Source organism: Halalkalibacter oceani (assembly GCF_040544555.1).
Taxonomy (GTDB): Bacteria; Bacillota; Bacilli; order Bacillales; family Bacillaceae_D; genus Halalkalibacter; species Halalkalibacter oceani.
In genome coordinates, this window is the sequence record NZ_JBEPKD010000023.1 from 1 (window position 1) to 18,042 (window position 18,042).

Annotated in this window: 14 protein-coding genes; 12 read left to right on the forward strand and 2 right to left on the reverse strand. The window is 47.7% G+C overall.

Annotated elements, in window-relative coordinates:
- Positions 1-157: 157 nt before the first annotated feature.
- Positions 158-835, reverse strand: a complete 678-nt coding sequence (locus tag ABMB67_RS18545) for an NAD(P)H-dependent oxidoreductase (protein ID WP_354572986.1) — start codon at positions 833-835, stop codon at positions 158-160.
- 260 nt (positions 836-1,095) lie between these two features.
- Here ABMB67_RS18545 and ABMB67_RS18550 point away from each other — a divergent pair, with 260 nt between their 5' ends.
- The 7 genes from ABMB67_RS18550 (at position 1,096) to ABMB67_RS18580 (ending at position 9,593) form a co-directional block, all read left to right on the forward strand.
- A complete protein-coding gene (locus ABMB67_RS18550) occupies positions 1,096-2,154 on the forward strand; it encodes a TRAP transporter substrate-binding protein (RefSeq protein ID WP_251225104.1) in 1,059 nt (352 codons plus the stop codon).
- Positions 2,155-2,257: 103 nt separating this feature from the next.
- The gene (locus ABMB67_RS18555; protein WP_251225105.1) at positions 2,258-2,755 is read left to right on the forward strand and encodes a TRAP transporter small permease; all 498 of its coding nucleotides are present in this window, start codon (positions 2,258-2,260) and stop codon (positions 2,753-2,755) included.
- On the forward strand, positions 2,752-4,035 hold the full coding sequence (locus ABMB67_RS18560) for a TRAP transporter large permease (protein WP_251225106.1): 1,284 nt from the start codon (positions 2,752-2,754) through the stop codon (positions 4,033-4,035). The genes ABMB67_RS18555 and ABMB67_RS18560 overlap by 4 nt, the downstream gene beginning before the upstream one ends.
- Before the next feature lie 24 nt (positions 4,036-4,059).
- Positions 4,060-5,439, forward strand: coding sequence for an amidohydrolase family protein (locus ABMB67_RS18565; protein ID WP_354572987.1), 1,380 nt, complete (start codon positions 4,060-4,062; stop codon positions 5,437-5,439).
- Positions 5,440-5,568: 129 nt separating this feature from the next.
- Positions 5,569-7,164 (forward strand): PucR family transcriptional regulator, encoded by a 1,596-nt coding sequence (locus ABMB67_RS18570; RefSeq protein WP_354572988.1) that lies wholly within the window; start codon positions 5,569-5,571, stop codon positions 7,162-7,164.
- Between the two features lie 412 nt (positions 7,165-7,576).
- Positions 7,577-9,070, forward strand: a complete 1,494-nt coding sequence (locus tag ABMB67_RS18575; RefSeq protein ID WP_251224830.1) for an FAD-binding oxidoreductase — start codon at positions 7,577-7,579, stop codon at positions 9,068-9,070.
- Entirely contained in the window at positions 9,060-9,593 is a 534-nt protein-coding gene (locus ABMB67_RS18580) for an MFS transporter (protein WP_251224829.1), read from the forward strand. The genes ABMB67_RS18575 and ABMB67_RS18580 overlap by 11 nt, the downstream gene beginning before the upstream one ends.
- 129 nt (positions 9,594-9,722) lie before the next feature.
- Here ABMB67_RS18580 and ABMB67_RS18585 read toward each other — a convergent pair whose 3' ends face one another.
- Entirely contained in the window at positions 9,723-10,757 is a 1,035-nt protein-coding gene (locus ABMB67_RS18585; protein WP_251224828.1) for an S-layer homology domain-containing protein, read from the reverse strand.
- A 248-nt stretch (positions 10,758-11,005) separates the two neighbouring features.
- Between ABMB67_RS18585 and ABMB67_RS18590 the strand changes: the two genes are divergently transcribed.
- The 5 genes from ABMB67_RS18590 (at position 11,006) to ABMB67_RS18610 (ending at position 17,988) form a co-directional block, all read left to right on the forward strand.
- Positions 11,006-11,194 carry a hypothetical protein gene (locus ABMB67_RS18590; protein WP_354572989.1) on the forward strand — a complete coding sequence of 63 codons (189 nt, stop codon included), beginning with the start codon at positions 11,006-11,008 and terminating at the stop codon, positions 11,192-11,194.
- 203 nt (positions 11,195-11,397) lie between these two features.
- Complete coding sequence (locus ABMB67_RS18595) at positions 11,398-11,556, forward strand: aspartyl-phosphate phosphatase Spo0E family protein (protein ID WP_251224826.1); 159 nt, start codon at positions 11,398-11,400, stop codon at positions 11,554-11,556.
- 300 nt (positions 11,557-11,856) lie between these two features.
- Positions 11,857-14,115 carry a phosphodiester glycosidase family protein gene (locus ABMB67_RS18600; protein ID WP_354572990.1) on the forward strand — a complete coding sequence of 753 codons (2,259 nt, stop codon included), beginning with the start codon at positions 11,857-11,859 and terminating at the stop codon, positions 14,113-14,115.
- 120 nt (positions 14,116-14,235) lie between these two features.
- Positions 14,236-16,131: an S-layer homology domain-containing protein gene (locus ABMB67_RS18605; RefSeq protein WP_354572991.1), complete on the forward strand. Its 1,896-nt coding sequence runs from the start codon at positions 14,236-14,238 to the stop codon at positions 16,129-16,131.
- 123 nt (positions 16,132-16,254) lie between these two features.
- On the forward strand, positions 16,255-17,988 hold the full coding sequence (locus tag ABMB67_RS18610) for an N-acetylmuramoyl-L-alanine amidase (protein WP_354572992.1): 1,734 nt from the start codon (positions 16,255-16,257) through the stop codon (positions 17,986-17,988).
- Positions 17,989-18,042: the final 54 nt, after the last annotated feature.

Sequence of the window (18,042 nt, forward strand, 5' to 3'; positions counted from 1 at the left end):
CACGATTAAACGGCTTAAGTCCAATTGAATTCCGGACTCAAGCCGCCTAACGTCTTTTTCTTATTTCCACTGTCTACTTGACAGGGGGCAGTTCAAAAGCTAGTTTTGTCTCAAGCTCTTTTTTAGTGTATAACGTATTCCAACATCCAGCGGCAAATCATTCAATCCATGTGACGATTTCATCAAGCTGTTTGCGCGTTTTCAGGCGTGGCTCCTTGGCGCGGTAGCCAAAGGCGACCATCGCTGAAATTGCCAAGTGTCCGTCCTCAAGTAAATGTTCCTCCTCGAGTAAAGCTTGGACTTTGTCAAAGTCAAACCCTTCAATCGGACAGGAGTCAATGCCGATAAAGGCGGCCGCTGTCATCATATTGGCAAGGGCGATATAAGTTTGCTTCCCGGCCCAGTCAAGCATCGTCCGCTCGTTTTCAAGCAGCTTGAGATCATGCTCCTGAAAGGCTTTATAGCGGACTTTCGCCTTTTCAAACAGTTCCGGCGGCAGCTTTTTCACATGCAGCATATGGTTCTTCACATAGTCGGAGTCGTATTTAGTATCCTTCGCTGTTCTGGCGAGAATGAGCACAAAATGACTGGCGGTCGGCAGCTGCCCCTGCGCTCCCCATGTGATCTCCTTCAATTTATTGCGTAAGGTCTCGTTCTGAACGACGACAAATTTCCAAGGCTCGTAGCCGACTGAGCTTGGTGATAGTCGGGCCGCTTCTAATATGAAATGAAAATCATCCTCCGCTACCTTTTTAGTCGGGTCGAATTCCTTCGTCGCGTGCCGTTCTTGAAAGGCATGAAGGAGATCGGCTTTTCGCTTCGTTTTATCTTCCATCAAGATCTCTCCTTTTTTTGTTGATTCCAGTTAAGAGTGTAATCGATCCTCCTTCATCATTTCCACTAATTTGCTTTCTTATGAATGATTAAAAAAGGACAAGTTTTTATGAATCATTATAGAAATAGACAATTAGTAATCTGATTTTTAGTTTTTTTCTATAAATTCTATGTTAGATAAACTATCAAACTAGTCATAATTTGTCGAAAAAGCCCCTATAATGACATCTATAAGAACAAGAGAGGATTGGTGAGAGGAATATGCGAAAGAAATATGGCTTTCTCGTTTCAGTTTTCATTTTATTCATTCTATTAGCAGCTTGTGGAGGTGGAGGGAGCGAAACCTCTCAAGGAGATGCGGGAGGTGCTGAAGAGGGAACAGAATCCAATGAGCCGATCGTCATCCGTTATGCTCATAATCAGCATGAATCAACGCCGCAGCATGAGGGGACCGTTTTATTTAAAGAAAAGATTGAGGAACTGTCAGAAGGAAGAATTGAAGTCCAAATTTATCCAAACAATCAATTAGGCAGTTTGCGGGAAACGATTGAATCTGTCCAAGCCGGACAAATTGAGCTTGCCCAGCAGCCGATTGGGATGATTAGTAATTTTGTTCCGGAAATGACGTTGAATGACCTTCCATACTTATTCCCTTCCGAAGAAGTATTATGGGCCGTGTTGGATGGTGAAGGCGGCGAAATGTATGATTCTTACTTGGAAAATCAGGGCTTTGTCGGACTTGGTTATATGAGCGGCGGGCCGAAGCAGTTTTCAGCTCATAAACCACTTCGTACGACTGACGATTTTGCCGGTACTTCGATCCGGGCTATGGAAGCTCCGATTGTCATTTCGACGATGGAGGCCCTTGGCGCCAACCCGGTCCCGATCGCCTTTAGTGAATTGTACAATTCCTTGCAGCAGGGAGTCGTGGACGGGCAGGAGAATCCGAATCAGTCATTTGTGATGCTGAACTTGCATGAAGTACAGGATGTCGTGACGATGACGAATCATTCGTGGATGATTTACAACAATATTATGAATAAAGATTTCTATGAGTCGTTACCTGCCGATTTACAAGAGCTTGTGCGTGAGGCAATGGAATATGCCAACGATGAGCAGCGGTTGCTGATGCAGGCAGAAGAAGAATCATATATTAGCGAGCTTGAAGAATTGGGGACAGAAGTCGTTCAGCTTACAGATGAAGAAGTAGAGGCGCTGCGCCAGGCAACATTGCCGGTTTATGACGAGTTTACGGATGTCATCGGGGAAGATCTGATGCAGAGCATTCTGGATGAAATTGAGCGCTTGGACAACAAGTAATATCAACGGGTGATGGGGGGAGCCAAAGGTCGGAATTCGGCTTTTGCGCTGCCCCCAAGCTGTTTTCAGACTTAAGAATCTGGAGTGGAGGGAGTGAGTATCAGTGCAGTTGTTAAACAGGCTGTTAAATCGATTTGAAGAAGTAGTGATCGGCAGCGCGATTCTGATTGTTTCGCTGTTGATTCTCGTCAATGTGGTGCTGCGTTATTTGTTCGGCACCGGCATTAATTGGACAGAGGAAATGGTGCGGTTTTTAATGATCCTGGTGACCTTTGTCGGGGCGAGCATTTGTGTCCGTCAAGGGTCTCATATTTCCGTCGATTTTCTTTTTAATTTGTTAAAGGGCAAAGCGAAAAAATGGCTGACGCTATGTATCTATCTGATTTGTGTGATCTTTACGGCTTCCATGGCCTGGTATTCGTTAGAAATTATTCAACAAAATATGCGCTTTATTCAGAAGGCGCCGGCCTTGCAAATTCCGATGTACATTCCTTATTTGATTTTACCTTTGGGCCTTTTTCTTTGTACGATCCGTTACATCCAGGAGATATACTACATTTTTCGGCCGGGGAATAAGCCGAGTAAGGAGGAAGCTCTATGATTCTCGCATTATTTGTATTGTTACTCGTCTGTTTGTTCATCGGTGTGCCGATTTTTATCAGTTTAGCTTTTCCGAGTATGATTGCCATCATGTTTTTCACCGATAATTCTCCTTCGATTATCGCCCAGCGCTTATTCGGCGGGCTGGATCAGTTTGGTTTAATGGCGATGCCGCTCTTTATTTTCGCGGCACAAGTCATGCTTGACGGCGGGATGGCAAGGAAGCTTTTGGACTGGTCAAAGGCGCTTGTTTCCTGGATGCCGGGGGGCACCGCTTTCACAACTCACTTTTCTTCGCTCTTCTTTGGTGCTCTTTCCGGCTCCAGTCCGGCGACTGTCGCGGCAATAGGCGGTATTATGTACCCTGAGCTGGAAAAGGAAAAATATGACCGTGGTTTCTCGGTAGGACTGATTAGCAGCAGCAGCTCGGTTGCGATTATCATTCCGCCGAGCGTTACGATGATTTTATACGGCGTCGCCACGGGTGTTTCGATAGGGTCGCTGTTTATTGCCGGGATTGGGGCCGGGATTCTTTATACGATCGTGCTTGGCATTTACGTTTGGTACCGTGTGAAAAAAGATAAGCAGGTCGTTGCCGAGCAGGTTCCTTTTAATCCGAAGCAGTTTATCAGCGTGACAATTAAAGCGATCTGGGCTCTCGGTATTCCGTTTATCATTTTGGGCGGAATCTATATGGGGATCTTTTCACCGACTGAGGCAGCGGGCATTTCCGTTGTTTACTCGATCTTTGTCTCGATGTTTATTTATAAGGAAATGAATGTGAAACAGCTGTACAAATCAAGTGTGAAAGCAGCTGTACTGACAGCGCAAGTGATGATTTTGACAGGGGCTGCCGCGGCGTTCGGCTGGATCTTGTCCTCGGCGCAGCTTCCGCAGATGCTGGCGAATCTCGTCCTGGAAATGAACACATCTCCGGTGATGTTTCTCCTGCTCGTCAATGTTGTGTTTCTCATTGCGGGAATGTTTATGGACGGCTCGGGGGCAATTATGATTTTGGCTCCGCTTGTCTATCCAATCGGCCTGGCGCTAGGCATTGATCCGGTTCATCTTGGCGTAATCGTCGTGACCAATTTAGCGATTGGTATGTTCACTCCTCCGTTAGGCTTGAATTTGTTTGTCGCCAACGGAATAACGGGCGTTCCTTTTTCCAAAATGATCCCTTCGACGCTGCCGTTTTTGGCTGCCAGCCTGATTGCACTCGCGCTCATCACCTATGTCGAAGATGTCTCGATGTTTCTCCCGCGTCTGATCTATCCGTAAAAATTCAACAGAAGGAGTGTTCGTATGATCTTAATTAAACATGGCTATGTGGTCACCATGAACAAGGAGCGGGCGATTTATCAGGATGGAGCGCTTGTGTTGCAGGGTGACCGGATTGTGAAAGTCGGCAAAACGGCAGAGCTGGAGCAGGAAAGGGAATACGATCGCGTCATTGATGCAAAAGGAAAGCTGATTATGCCCGGGCTGATTAACGGGCATACGCATATTTTCCAAACGCTCTTTCGTGGGCTGGGGGATGATCGCCCGCTGTCAGAGTGGCTCGGGGAATGCGTGTTTCCGCTCTCCATGCATGTCGGTTATGAGGAGAGCCATGCTGCGATGAAGCTTTCCGCGGTGGAGATGATTCAAACAGGAACGACGACGTTTGTGGACAGTCACTTTATTCATCACGATAAGAAAGCGATCGATGGGATTGCGAATGCGGCGCTGGAATCAGGCATGCGGGCTGTGTTAGGAAGAACGGCGATCGATCAGGGGCCGGCGCCGGAGCGGTTACACGAAACAGTTGAAGAGGCGGCAAAAGAAGCGGTTCGTGTCATCGAGCTTTATCATGATCATCCGTCGGGCCGGATGAAGGTGCGGGTGGAGCCGTTAAATGAAACAGTAGCAAGTCCTGAAATGATTAAAGCGATGTTCGAGGTGAGCAAGCACTATCGGGTTGGGATGAATATGCATCTCGCCGAAACCGTCCAACGGGTCAAAAGCGTCCAGGACCGCTATCAAATGCGGTCGGTTGAATATTTGCATGATCTTGGCGTACTCGGTCCACATCTGCTGCTCGCCCATTGTGTCTGGATTAATCAAAAAGAGATTCACCTCCTCGCTGAAACAGAGACGAATGTTGCTCATAATGCGGTTTCCAATCAATATTTGGCTGACGGCGTTGCCCCTGTTCCGGCGATGCTCGCTAACCGGGTTACTGTCACGATTGGCCCGGACGGCGCGGCGAGCAATAATAATTTAGATATGTTTGAAGTGATGAAATCAGCCGCCCTTCTTCATAAAGTGAATACGTTAAGCACGACAGCGTTAACCGCCGATAAAGTGCTGGAAATGGCGACGATCGACGCGGCGAAGGCAATCGGCCTTGAAGATGAGATCGGTTCACTTGAAGCGGGGAAGAAGGCAGATCTTATTATGGTGAGCCTGGATGAACCAGAAATGATTCCGGCCTTTTCACCGCTGTCCCATCTCGTTTATTCAGCGAAAGGAAATGTTGTCACAGATGTGATCATCAACGGAGACATCGTTTATGAAAACCGCTTATTTACCATCCTCGATAAGGAAAAAATTATCAATAAAGGAAATGAGGTCATTTTCAGCTTGCTCGATCGCAGCAATGCCTGGGAGTTAACGAAAAAACCCGACTGGCCGGTTTATTAAAAAGCGGGGCGGCAATCAGAAGAGGACGATTTCCTCGTAAAGTCATGTTTTTTCTATGAATTTTTTCACATGAACGTCTTCGACTCTAGTAAACTAAAAGAAATACTAGGAAAAAAAGGATGGCTTACGATGACAACGACCATTAAGGACTTAATGAAGAGCGGAGGACTCCGTGAATGCAAAATCATTGCCGGTCACTCTGGAGTTGAGAGGGAAGTCAAGTATGTGACGATCATGGAGGTTCCCGATATTTTAAATTGGTTAAAAGGCGGGGAGCTTTTGTTAACGAGCCTTTATCCAATCAAAGATAGCGTAGAAAAGCAGAAGGAATTGATTGAGCAGCTCGCTTCAATCGGCACGGCGGCCGTCGCGATAAAGCCGTACCGGTTTGTGGATGACATTCAAGTCATCCTCGTCGAGGCGGAGAAATACGGCATGCCGATTATTGAAATTCCGAAGCATATCAGCTACTTGGATATTCTCTGGCCGGCGGTGAATGAGATATTCGAGAGCAAGGTCATTTTGCAGGAAGATTATGAGCAGGCTGAGCAATTGCTTCAGGAAATTTCGATTGAAGAATATGGGCTTTCTTATTTTATTGATTCCTTGTCGGGGTTAACAAGAAATCCGATTACTGTCGAGAATCAGCCGCTTTATATTGAAACTCCCTTACCGGCGAAAGAGATTGCGCCACTTCTTCCACAACAGATAGAGGAATTGGCGCTGATGAAGCGCTCGCTCCGGATGACGCGAGTGATGAACAACGAAGAGATTGAATGCATCGTCGCGCCGATTGTCGTCGACAAGGAGTGTTTAGGCCACATCACGTGCTGGGGAGTGAATGAGGGGCATCTAAAAGTCGATTTCGCTTTAATGAACAAAGCATCGACGCTTTTATCGATTGAATTTTTAAAGCAAAAAGTGAAGCATGATGTGCAAAAGCAGTACGTGAATAATTTTTTAGTGGAGCTTCTTACGCAGGAGGGGCATAACCAGAAATTTGTGGAGAAATATGCAGCCGAGTTTGCCTTCTCCGCCGACTCCCTGTATGCAGTCGTGTACATCGCCACCGCAGATCAACAGAATGGGGAGCAGCTGGATGAGCTGCTCGCGGCCGTGCATCCGTTTTATAAAGGGAGCATCGTTGGGGAAGTGTCCCGTCAGAGTATTTTGTTATTGCCGATTCAGCATTCCGATTTTGTCAGCCTGCGTGCGGACATCCTCGACTTATATCAACAGTTGGAGCGCCATCCGGAGTTAATGGAAATGGTCTCGCATATCGGCGTCGGCAGCTGCGCAAAAGGAATCACGGAATTGCAGAACAGCTATGTCGAAGCCAAACTCGCCTGCGACCTCGGCCCGAAAGTCCGTCATAAAAAAATGGAAGATCGTAAACTGACATTCTACGATGAGCTTGGAATTTTTAAAGTGATTAATTCACTGTCGAATGAAACAACAATGAAAACATACTGTGAAGAAACAATTGAGCCGATTTTGGCGTTCGATGAACAACGTCAGACGAATTTCTTTGAAACGGTCATAGCGTACTTCGAGGAAAACGAACATTTGCAGCGAACGGCAGAGCGGATGAATGTGCACGTCAATACGCTGAAATACAGATTAACGAAGATCGAAAAGCTGACAGGACTCAATCTGAAGACATCCGAGGGCAAACAAATGCTTTATCTCGGTTTAAATATTTATTATCTTCTTCATGCCGGATAAAAATAGTTTTCAAAAAATACGTTTTATAAGAAGGAAAATCGGGAAAGCTAAAGAAGAGTAGTCTTTATAAGCTTTTCCGAGCTTGTTGTCCGATCATGTAAGGAGCGCTTCGAGCAGCAGGGAACGAAATTTCGCTGTTGACAAATCTCTTATTTCTTGTCATAATGATCGTAATTCAACAGTGGTACCTTTAAGTCAGTCCGCGAGACTGACAAGGGCAGCGGAAATGATGAGTTAGGAGACGTGTGGGTACGTCTATCCTTCTGTTCATTATAATAAAGCAGGCATCCTGTTAGAAATAACAGGGTGCCTGCTTTTTGTTTTTCTTAATCGTACTATTTAATAGAAGGAAAAAAGCGGTAAGAAACGAAAAAAGATATGGTATTAATTTTTTAGGAGATCAGGTGAACGTATGAAGAGCAAGGATCAGCAACGGCTGCGTTTCGTTGTCGTGATTTGTTGTGCAATCGCTATGTACGGGCTGGCTTTTTCGCTTTCCCTTTATCGGAATCACACAGGGGATGAACTACTCATTCACGATGTAAGCCGTCTATTCCCGGAACGGGTCGAAGATATTATTAAAGGGAGAGAAGAAGAGGCGTTGGTCAAAGCGGTTCGGCAGGCGAAGGAGGATCATTTGAAGATTTCGATTGCCGGGGCGAGGCACAGTCAAGGGGGACATGCCTTTTATCGAGACTCCCTCCTGCTTGATATGACGGATTTTGATGAGATTCTTTCGATAGATCCGGAGCGGAAATTGATGACGGTCCAAAGCGGGGTAACGTGGGCGGAAGTACAAAACGCTTTAAACCGGTACGGGCTGGCGGTTAAAGTAATGCAGTCATCCAATATTTTTACCATCGGCGGATCATTGAGCTCAAATGTGCATGGACGTGATCCGCGCTACGGCCCGCTGATTGATACGGTGGAATCCTTCCGTCTCTTGACTGCTGAAGGAGAGATCAAAAATGTCAGTCGAAGCGAAAACAAGGAACTGTTTGAGCTTGTGATCGGCGGCTTCGGCTTATTCGGCGTCATACTTGATGTCACACTCGAAGTAACGGACAATGAGCTGTATGCTGGCACGACAGAAAAGCTGGATTATGAGGAATATCCGGCCTATATCGAGAAGCATATTAAAGACGCCGAGGATGTCGGTCTTCACTTTGCCCGCCTGTCAGCTACGCCTGGTTCGTTATTTGAAGACATGTATGTCACGACGTACCGCACCCTGGCGCCTGATGATGAGCGTTACCCTGACTCAACGCAGCTTGAGGAGCTCTCTTTACTGCAGGAAGAGACACATGTTCGAAGAGACAAATTCTTTTTAGGGTTGGCCCGGAACTTTGACTGGGGGAAACGGCTTGTCTGGGACTTGCAGCAAAGGCTGTATGCCAACGAGGACGCTGTCGAAATTGTGAGCCGGAATAATGCGATGCGTCCGCCGGTGGCGTTTTTGGAGTATGATTCTGACAATAATACGGATATTTTGCAGGAATACTTTGTTCCAACAGCCCAGTTTCCTCGTTTTGTCGGGGAATTAAAAGAAATCATCGAAGAGGAAGAGCTTAATGTGTTAAATGTTACGGTCAGGTATACTCCGAAACATGCAGAAGGTTTTCTTCGTTATTCGAATGAAGACACGTTGGCGCTCGTTCTTCTCATCAATCATTCCCTGTCTGATGAAGGGATTGAACAGGTGAGAGCAGCGACGCAGCGTGTTGTCGAGGCCGTTCTTGCTTGTCAGGGCACTTATTATTTAACGTATCAGTCCTTCCCGACACAGGAGCAGATAAGAGCCGCTTATCCTGAAATCGATGCTTTTTTTGCGGAAAAGCGAAAGTATGATCCTGAGGAACGGTTCATGAATCATTTTTATGAGGAGTATCGTCGGGATGAATCTTAAATGGATCGTCATTTCACAAAGCTGGGTGCTGTTTGCGACGGGGCTGGTGTTTCCGTTTTATGTGATTTTTCTGCGTGAGGTGGGTGGGAATTTCTCCGAATTTGGTTTGGCATACGGCTTGTTTACACTTAGCTCCGCCCTAGTCCACCGCTGGATCGGCACGACATCTGACAAGCGGGGGAGAAAAGGGTTTCTCTTACTTAGCACATGGACGACAGCGGTCATTTTTCTGCTTTTTCCAATTGTCACCGCGATTTGGCAGGTATATGTGCTGCAAGTGCTGCTCGGAATTGTGGGTGCAATGCAAAAAACGAGTGAAAAGGCGATGATCGCCGATGCGACCGATGGCGGCAGGCGTGGCGAGAAGATCGGCTCTTATCATTTTTGGGTATCGCTTTACTCCGGCTTCGCCGTGATTGCCGGTGGTTATCTCATTGACTGGTTAACCGTCGATTTGATTTTTTATATCGGCTCCATGCTGCTCTTCATCAGTGGAATGTTCATTTTGAAGATTGAGGAATAGAGTGGGGAAAGAGCAGCGGCTCCGTCCTGCGCAAAATGAGAGTCAAAGAAACCCGCTTTGACTCTCATTTTTTAAAACCGGCGCAGACTCCGTACGCTGCTTCAGAAAGCGACAGCTTGTCGCTTTCTTTTAGTATCCAACAAACATTTGTGTCCAGTAGTGGCGCATGGAGCCGCCTTCTGCGTAGCCGACGCCGAGATGGGTGTAGTTCGGATTTAAAATGTTCTGGCGGTGGCCCTCGCTGTTCATCCATGCTTCTACGACTTCACTCGGTGTCGTTTGGCCGGCGGCGATATTTTCTCCGGCGAAGCTGTAGTTGATGCCAAACTGGCTCATCATCTCAAAAGGCGAGCCATAGGTTGGTGACGTATGTGAAAAATATTGACGGTCGCGCATGTCCTCGGATTTGAGGCGGGCGACTTTTTGCGTTTCCTCATCAAAAGCCAGTGGATCAAGACCATGCTTGGCCCGTTCCTCATTCGTTCGTTCAAGCACTTCGTGTTCAAATGGATGGACATCCTGATCGTCATCGTCCGTGACCGGTTCCGGAGGGAAGGTGATGGCCCGGAAACTCTCATCTAACGCTCTCGCGATGAAAGTGGCAAACTCATCTCTTCTCATGCTGTTGTCCGGTCTGAATGTTCTGTCGCTGTATCCGTTGGTGATTTGGTTGGCGATAAGTGTCTGAATCTCAGAATAGAAGAGATGAGTTTCTCCTACGTCTGAAAATTGATTGTCAGCTGTACCGGACAGCTCAAAGGCACGTTGCAAAATGGCTGCCATCTGTCCTCTAGTTAAGTCGTCGCGCGGTGAATATCTCCCGTTAAAGCCTTGGATAATGCCGGCTTCCGCTACTGCTGCAATTTCGTCGTAGGCGTAAAATTGCGGGCTGACATCAGAGAAAGGTGAGGATGAGGCTTCATCAATTTCCAATTCGAGTGCTCGGGCTATCATGATCGCCGCATCAGCTCTTGTCACCGTTTGCGCCGGCCTGAACGTTTGATCGTCATAGCCGCGGATAATCTCAAGATCGGCGAGGTAATGTATCGCATCGATTCCCCAGTGGGTGGCCGGGACATCCGAAAAGGGAGTATCGGCTGCAGCAGGGGCAGCAATCAGCAGGACGGCGAGAACGATGCTGATACCAAGTTGTATACATCTCACAACAAATTCCTCCTTTTTCCTAAATAGATAGAATAAGCTTAATTATAGCATGGAATAAATGATCATTTTTCAGATTACAAAGATGACGTTGAAATGTAATAGAAGCGTGTGAGGAGGCTTGTGGCAACGAGATAAGGAAGGCAAAGAAATGTTTTGCAGATTGATAGAAGGGTATAAGAAAAACTGTGCCAATTCGCTCTCATGCCAGCAAAGAACCGCCTACGAGTGATAAGAAGAGGAGCAGAATAATGAAAATGAAACAAAAACCATTGAATGAGCAGGAATTGCTGCTCATCCTCCGAGGTGTTTATTCGAAAGCAGCATATGAAGTTGAGACGATGAACAGAGCAGAAGCTGTAGGGGATATTGCAGCACGGTTACAGCAGTATGTCATGCCGCAGGCTGCGCGTGTGCAGAAGGAAAAGAGAAGCAAGTAAAGGTGATACGGGACAGCGTGGATGGTAATAGTAACTGGGCAGGGAAGCGGAAATATGACAGATATATGAACAATGAATCAGCTGACAAAATTCTACAAAATCCATTAGCCTGCTGCGTTAAGATAATGAAGGTGTTCAAAGCTTCCAAGAGTTTACCTCCTTTGATGTGCACGATGATTTAGTTAGGTGAAGGAGAGAGAACAATGTTCTGTAAAAAGGCCATCTTACTATCGGCTATTACCTTAAAGAAAAGAGAAATGTATATAAAAGCAAGATACTTCGGCATGACTGACTCCAGAGTTGTTTCCTGCAGCCAGCAGCTGGACTCCCTGCTGAACCGTTACCAGGCAATCCATGACTAACAGGAAAATGAACCGGCTTTGCCAGAGGCTGGACGAAAGGTGAAAAAACAACCTTTTGTCCAGCCTTTTTCTGTAGATTCTTTAAAGTTTACGAAGGGTCTTCTCCTAATGGCAGTATATTTTTTGTAGCTCTTCTTACAGGAAAGAAAGGGACTGAGCATAAAGTATCAATTCCCTACAAAAATTTCAAAGTTTCGTAATCTACCTTTTAATTACATAGGAAACCTTGTAAAATTATAGGCGTATATGTTGGAGATTCTCGACAAATGTGTAAGTCATCTATAGTTTGGAGTGAAGAGGTTGAAGAAAATAAATCAAAAACTGGCAGCTTATGTCGTTGGGATTGCGTTAGTCGTCAGCCCGTTTCAGGCCGAAGCATACAGCGGGTTTGGCAATAAGCAATCGTCAACGAAGGACGAAATTTCAACAGGGGTATCGTTAATCCGCGAGCATTATCTTACTTCCGGCGGAACACCCCGCGCGGTGCAAGTACTCGATGTCGCATACCGCAATCCGGCGGTTGATCTTGAGCTTTATCAGCTTTCACCGTTAGGACGGGTACAGACGACTCCGCAGCAGGCGATTGCCAATACATATGAAGGGCATTATGTAGTCGGCGCGGTCAATGCTTCGTTTTATAATTTAGCGAATGGAATTCCTGTTAATATGCTCATCAAGCAAAATGAAATTATTAATTACGGAATCCTCTCCAATGATGATGGGCCGGTTAATGCGCCTTTTGCTTTCGGTGTGAACCGTAACGGAGCGTTGACGATCGCTGATTACGAGCCGCAAATGAGCTTTGAGATCAATGGCCAGACGATCCCGCTGACATCTGTCAACGGGCAGCGGGAAAATGGACAGGCTGTCCTGTTTACAGGCGGTCATCAGGCGGCAACGACCGGGGCGAGTCAGTATGCGACCGAAATCGTTGTGACCAACACGTCGAAAAGCGCCAAAAATTTTGCCTTTGGTGACCGTATTACAGGCACGGTTTCCGAGATTCGCAGATTGGGAGAAGGGGCGAACACCCCGATTCCTGAAGAAGGGTTTGTCATCTCGGCGAATGGGGGAGCCCTTGCCCAATCACTGGCCGGGGTAGCGGTCGGTGATTCCATTACCGTTGAGGCGCAAATCAATGACACATGGAAAGACGCTGAATTCATGATGGCTACAGGGCCGACTCTTGTGCGCAACGGCCAGGTTTCGATTTCGATGAATGAGTCCGGTTCATTTGCGACTTCCCGGCATCCGCGGTCGGCAGTCGGAATTTCCGGAGATGGGACAAAGCTGTTCCTTGTGACGATTGATGGTCGGCAATCAGGCTACAGTCAGGGAGCTACGTTGCGTGAGCTTGCTGAGTATATGCGCTCATTAGGCGCTTATCAGGCTATCAATCTTGATGGCGGAGGCTCGACGACAATGGTGGCGCGTCTGCCATACTATGAGCAGGCGATTACCGTGAACCGGCCTTCAGAATCAAGCCTAAGAGCGGTGCCGAATACCCTTCAGGTCATTTCGAGCGAACCGCCTAAAAGGGTGACGGAGCCGATGCTTGTCGTCGATCCATTTGAGAATCTGAATAACTGGACAGCGAGCAGTGCGCGGGCTGAAGCTTCGATTTCATTGTCGGGTCCATACGATCCGGTTCGGGTCGGCTCAAAATCATTGAAACTCACTTATGATTACTCGAAAGGTGAGAGCGGAATTGCCGCGGCCTATGCGAAAGCAAGAACAGCGATTCCTTTACAGGGACGTCCGCTGGAACTCGGCATGTGGGCTTCCGGTGATGGGGCGGAGCACTGGCTGCGGGCGACGGTTATTGACGGTAATGGACAAAGACATACAATCAATTTCACCGAGGAAAACCAATTTAATTGGACAGGCTGGCGTTATGTGCGGGCGCAGCTGCCTGCTGATGCCCCTCAGCCATTTAAGGTGGAACAAGTTTATACGGCACAAGGAAGCGCAGAGAAGCAAGGGAAGGGCGCCGTCTTCTTTGACCAGCTGGAAGCGATCTATCAATCTTCCTATCAAGTCGAACGGTTTAAGGATGTTTCCTCTTCCTTCTGGGCGCGTCAGTCGATTTTAGCGCTGAATGACCGCAATGTGATTAGCGGCTATAGTGACGGATCATTCCGACCGGGTGAAGCGATCTCGCGTGAGCAGACGGCGATCATGATTGCACGGGCTCTTAACTTGTCCGCGGGGAATCACCGTCCGGCCTTTAATGATGTCACGTCCCAGTCGTTTTACTATGATGCGATTGCCGCGGTTGACCGGGCAGGCATTATGAGCGGAAAATCAGCATCAAGCTTTGACCCGAAAGCAACGTTGACGAGAGCGGAGATGGCGACAATTCTTCAGCGTGCGTACAGCATTACAGGGCAATCGTCCGAGCCGTTCCCTGATGTGGCAAGCACGCATTGGGCCTATGAGGCGATTGATGCGTTAAAAGCGAAAGGAATTGCTCAAGGCCAACCCGGCGGTGGATTTGGTCCTGCCTTACCAACGACAAGAGCTGAATTCTCAGTCTTCCTTGATCGGGTTAGTCAGTAAATTAACAGCAATCTCCAACTATTTTTATCTATCAGTATAATGATAGAATGAGAAAGATTCATAAAAGTCATTATTCTGTGGGAAGGGCTGCTTTGCAGCCCTTAAGAAAGGAGCTTTTTTTTGAAACACTTTCTTGCTATTTTATTCGTTTTAAGTACGGTTTTCTTTCAGGCAGGTGCAAGTGTAGAGGCGGCGGATGATTTAACAGGTCATTCACTCGAAACTGAAATGCGTGAGGCCGTTGCCCGTGGAATTATGGCGGGGTACGGGAATGGACGCTACGGGCCGGATGACGCGGTTACTCGTGCCCAATTCGCGACGTTCCTGGCCAGGGCGCTTGAGCTTCCATCCGGGACAGCCTCTTTCAGTGACGTACCGGCTTCTCATCCGTTAGCGGGAGGAATTGGACGGGCTTCAAAAGCGGGGATCGTTGGCGGGTATCCGGGAAATGTTTTTCGTCCTGAGGAAAATATTTCGCGTGAACAGATGGCCGTGATGATTGATCGGGCGCTGGAATATAAACAGGTGCAGCGTACACCAATCGCCTTAACCTTTACAGACACGGAGCAAATCCATCCGACGTTCCGGACGGCGGTTGCTCATAATGCTTATTTCGGCATTATTCAAGGAATGCCGCAAGGGAACCAGCGCTTTCGTTTTGGTCCAAAAGATGACGCGACCCGCGCTCATGCGGCTGCGTTCATGATTCGGATGCTGAAAGTGGCGGAAACCGGCACAGGAAATACGGAGCTTTACCATGTCGGCACGGTCGATTCCGGCGGTCAAGTACGCCTTCAGCCTCAGCCGTATTTGAGCTATCGTGATGCAGAGCAGGCCGGAGCTGAAGTTATTGTGAAAGGTGAGAAAATTTTAAAAATGCAGGGCGGAATGGTGGCAGCCTCGCCATCAGCCGGAGAATCAACGACGAGAATTTTTGCTTCCAATAAGACGACGCAGCTCACTTATGTCATGGGTGGCGCTGAACTAGAATATATCGGCTCTGATGAAGAGTGGGTTGAAGTACGCTATGCGGATAGCACCGGCTTTGTCCGCCAAAGGGACGCGAAGCTGATTCCGACCGGGATGTTGCAGGGACGCTCTTATTATCAGTCGGTCAACGGCGTCCTGCGGCATTATGTCTATAATCCGCTGACGAATGCGACAGGAATGTATTATTACGGAGACGCACCATCGTTTATGCGGGAAAATGAGCGTTATTACAGCCGCAATGGACGTGATTTCTATAATACGTCCGGTCAAAAGGTTGGCGAAGCTTATCAATACTTTAACTATTTGCCATTGCGTACGAAAACAAATTACACAGCTGAGGACTTGAACCGCTATATTCGTTCCGTAACGACGGAGATTAACGGAAAAGTCGTCGCTCAGGAAAGTCCGCTGCGCAATTTGGGGCACGTTTTTAAGCAGGCTGAAGAGCGATATGGCATCAATGCTCTTTATTTATTCGCCAAGGCGATCCATGAGAGCAGCTACGGGCTAAGTGAAATTGCCAATCAGCGTAAAAATCTATTTGGCTATCAGGCGTATGACCGTGATCCGCTCGGCAACGCCAAACCGTTTGCCAGCTTTGAAGAGTCAATCATGTTTGTCGCTGAAGCGATGGATGAACGCTATTTGACGCCTGACGGGGTGAATTATCGCGGCGCGGTTCTTGGAAATAAAAGCTATGGAATGAATGTCAATTATGCCTCAGATCCATTTTGGGGACAGAAGATCGCAGGCCATATGTATCGAGCCGACACGTATCTCGGTAAAAAAGATTATGGCTACTATACGATCGCCAGAACAACGGAAGCATTGAATGTCAGACCGGAACCAAATACGAGACTGGCTTCACAATATCAATATCCGGGGGCAAACTATTTTGTCGCCTTGCTTGAAAGCACGAATCAATCTGACGGCACATGGCACAGAATCTATTCGGATCATAAGGATCATGAATTTGGCTATGTCCATGGGAATTATGTGCAGCCGGTTTCAATTATGAAGCGTTAAATATGATTTGAGGGTCAGCTTTACTAGTAAGTTAGCAGAACCCTGCGTCAGGTTTCCGATGGCGCAGGGTTTCGCCAGCTTTTCACTCCGATACATGTTTAATGGAAAGGGGAGTAAGTATTGATGAGTGGAAAAAGGATTTTCATCGCAGTCTTCATCATCGCTTGTACACTTTTTTTAGGGGCAACCTATGCGGCAGCAGCTTCGGAAGGGACTGTTACGAGCGGTTCAACGCTAAATGTTCGCGCGGAGCCTTCCACGACAAGTGAACGTATTGGTTCTCTTCAGCCAGGGGCGACGGTGACGATCATCCGCACGTCGGGAGATTGGCATCAAATCCAGCTGCAAGGCCGTAACGGATATGTACATAAGGATTACATCACGGTTAAATCATCGGCTTCAGCGAATAATATCTCCATTTATGTGAATAATCAAAAACTGGAGCCGACGATTTCAAAGGTTCCTATGGAGAATAATCATGTACTCGTCCCGTTTCGGGTGATTGGCGAAGCTTTGGGGATTGATGTCAAATGGCAGCAGCAAACAAAGCAGGTCACCGCCCGCGAAGGGGGAACCGAAGTTATTTTAACGGTGAACAAGGAAGAGGCAAAGGTGAACGGGCAAACGCTGCAAGTTAAGCCCGCCCCTAAAATCATTGAAAACAGCACAGTGATTCCGTTGCGCTTCTTTGCGGAAGCATTTGGGAAAGACGTTTCCTGGAATCAGGCGACAAAGGAAGTCCGGGTCAATAGCAGCACGGCTGCTCCGCCGGTTCAGCAGCCGCCTGAGACAGATGTAAAAGGAGCTTACTCCGGGCAAGTGAGCCGCGCGGATTCCCTTCAAGTACGAACAGGTCCGGGAACTCAGTATGAATCGATCGGCCAGCTTTCAAAAGGAGCCCGTGTTGAGGTTTCCGGCTTTTCCGACCGTTGGGCGAAAATCAGCTTCAATGGCCGGGAGGCCTATGTTCATTCCTATTATCTTGACTTGTATGCCGGTAATCAGCAACAGAAAATGCTCGGCCAGCCGACGATTTCTGAAGTAAGCAATACAACAACTGTCACCTGGCCGAAAATCGGGGGGACGGTCGCCAGCTCCCATAGTCAGTCAGGCAATAAAGTAACAATTCAAACTGACGCTATGGAAGTGGAACAGCTGTCACGCGCAGTGAAAGGCGTAGCCGATTTCGCCATCTCCAACCAGTCCAATGGCAAAACGATTACCTTTACGGTCAGCGACGGCTATCAGGCGGCTGTCAGCCACACGACTGGCGAACTGATTATCAATGTGACGCCGAAAGTAGCTGGAAAGCCATTGTCCGGTAAGAAAATTGTCATCGATCCGGGACATGGAGGCAGTGATCCGGGTGCGACGGCCAATGGCCTTCAGGAAAAAGAGCTTGTCCTCGATGTTGGCCTCCGTACGGAGAAGCTGCTTCGGGAAGCGGGCGCCAATGTTATCATGACCCGTGATGCCGATGTGTATCCATCCTTGTCCGACCGCGTAAAGGTCGCCCATGATGTCAATGCGGAGGTTTTCATCAGCATTCACGCCAATGCGGCCGGTTCTGAAGCGGCAAAGGGAACGGAAACGTATTGGTATGCGACTTATTCCGCTGCGAACAGCGAAAAGCTCGCCAATTCGATCCATAAGCGGCTGATCGCCCACCTTGGGACGACGGACCGTGGCGTGAAGCAAGGGAATTTCCAGGTGATTCGTGAAACGAGAATGCCAAGTGTTCTGCTTGAGCTCGGTTTTATCACCAATCCATCTGAAGCGGAATTGCTGAAAAAGGATTCCTTCCGTCAAAGCTCAGCGCAGGCGATTTATGAAGGATTGTTAGATTACTATAAATAAGAAAAAAAGATGATTTCCGTATCGCGCGGAAATCATCTTTTTTCATGCCCCTTC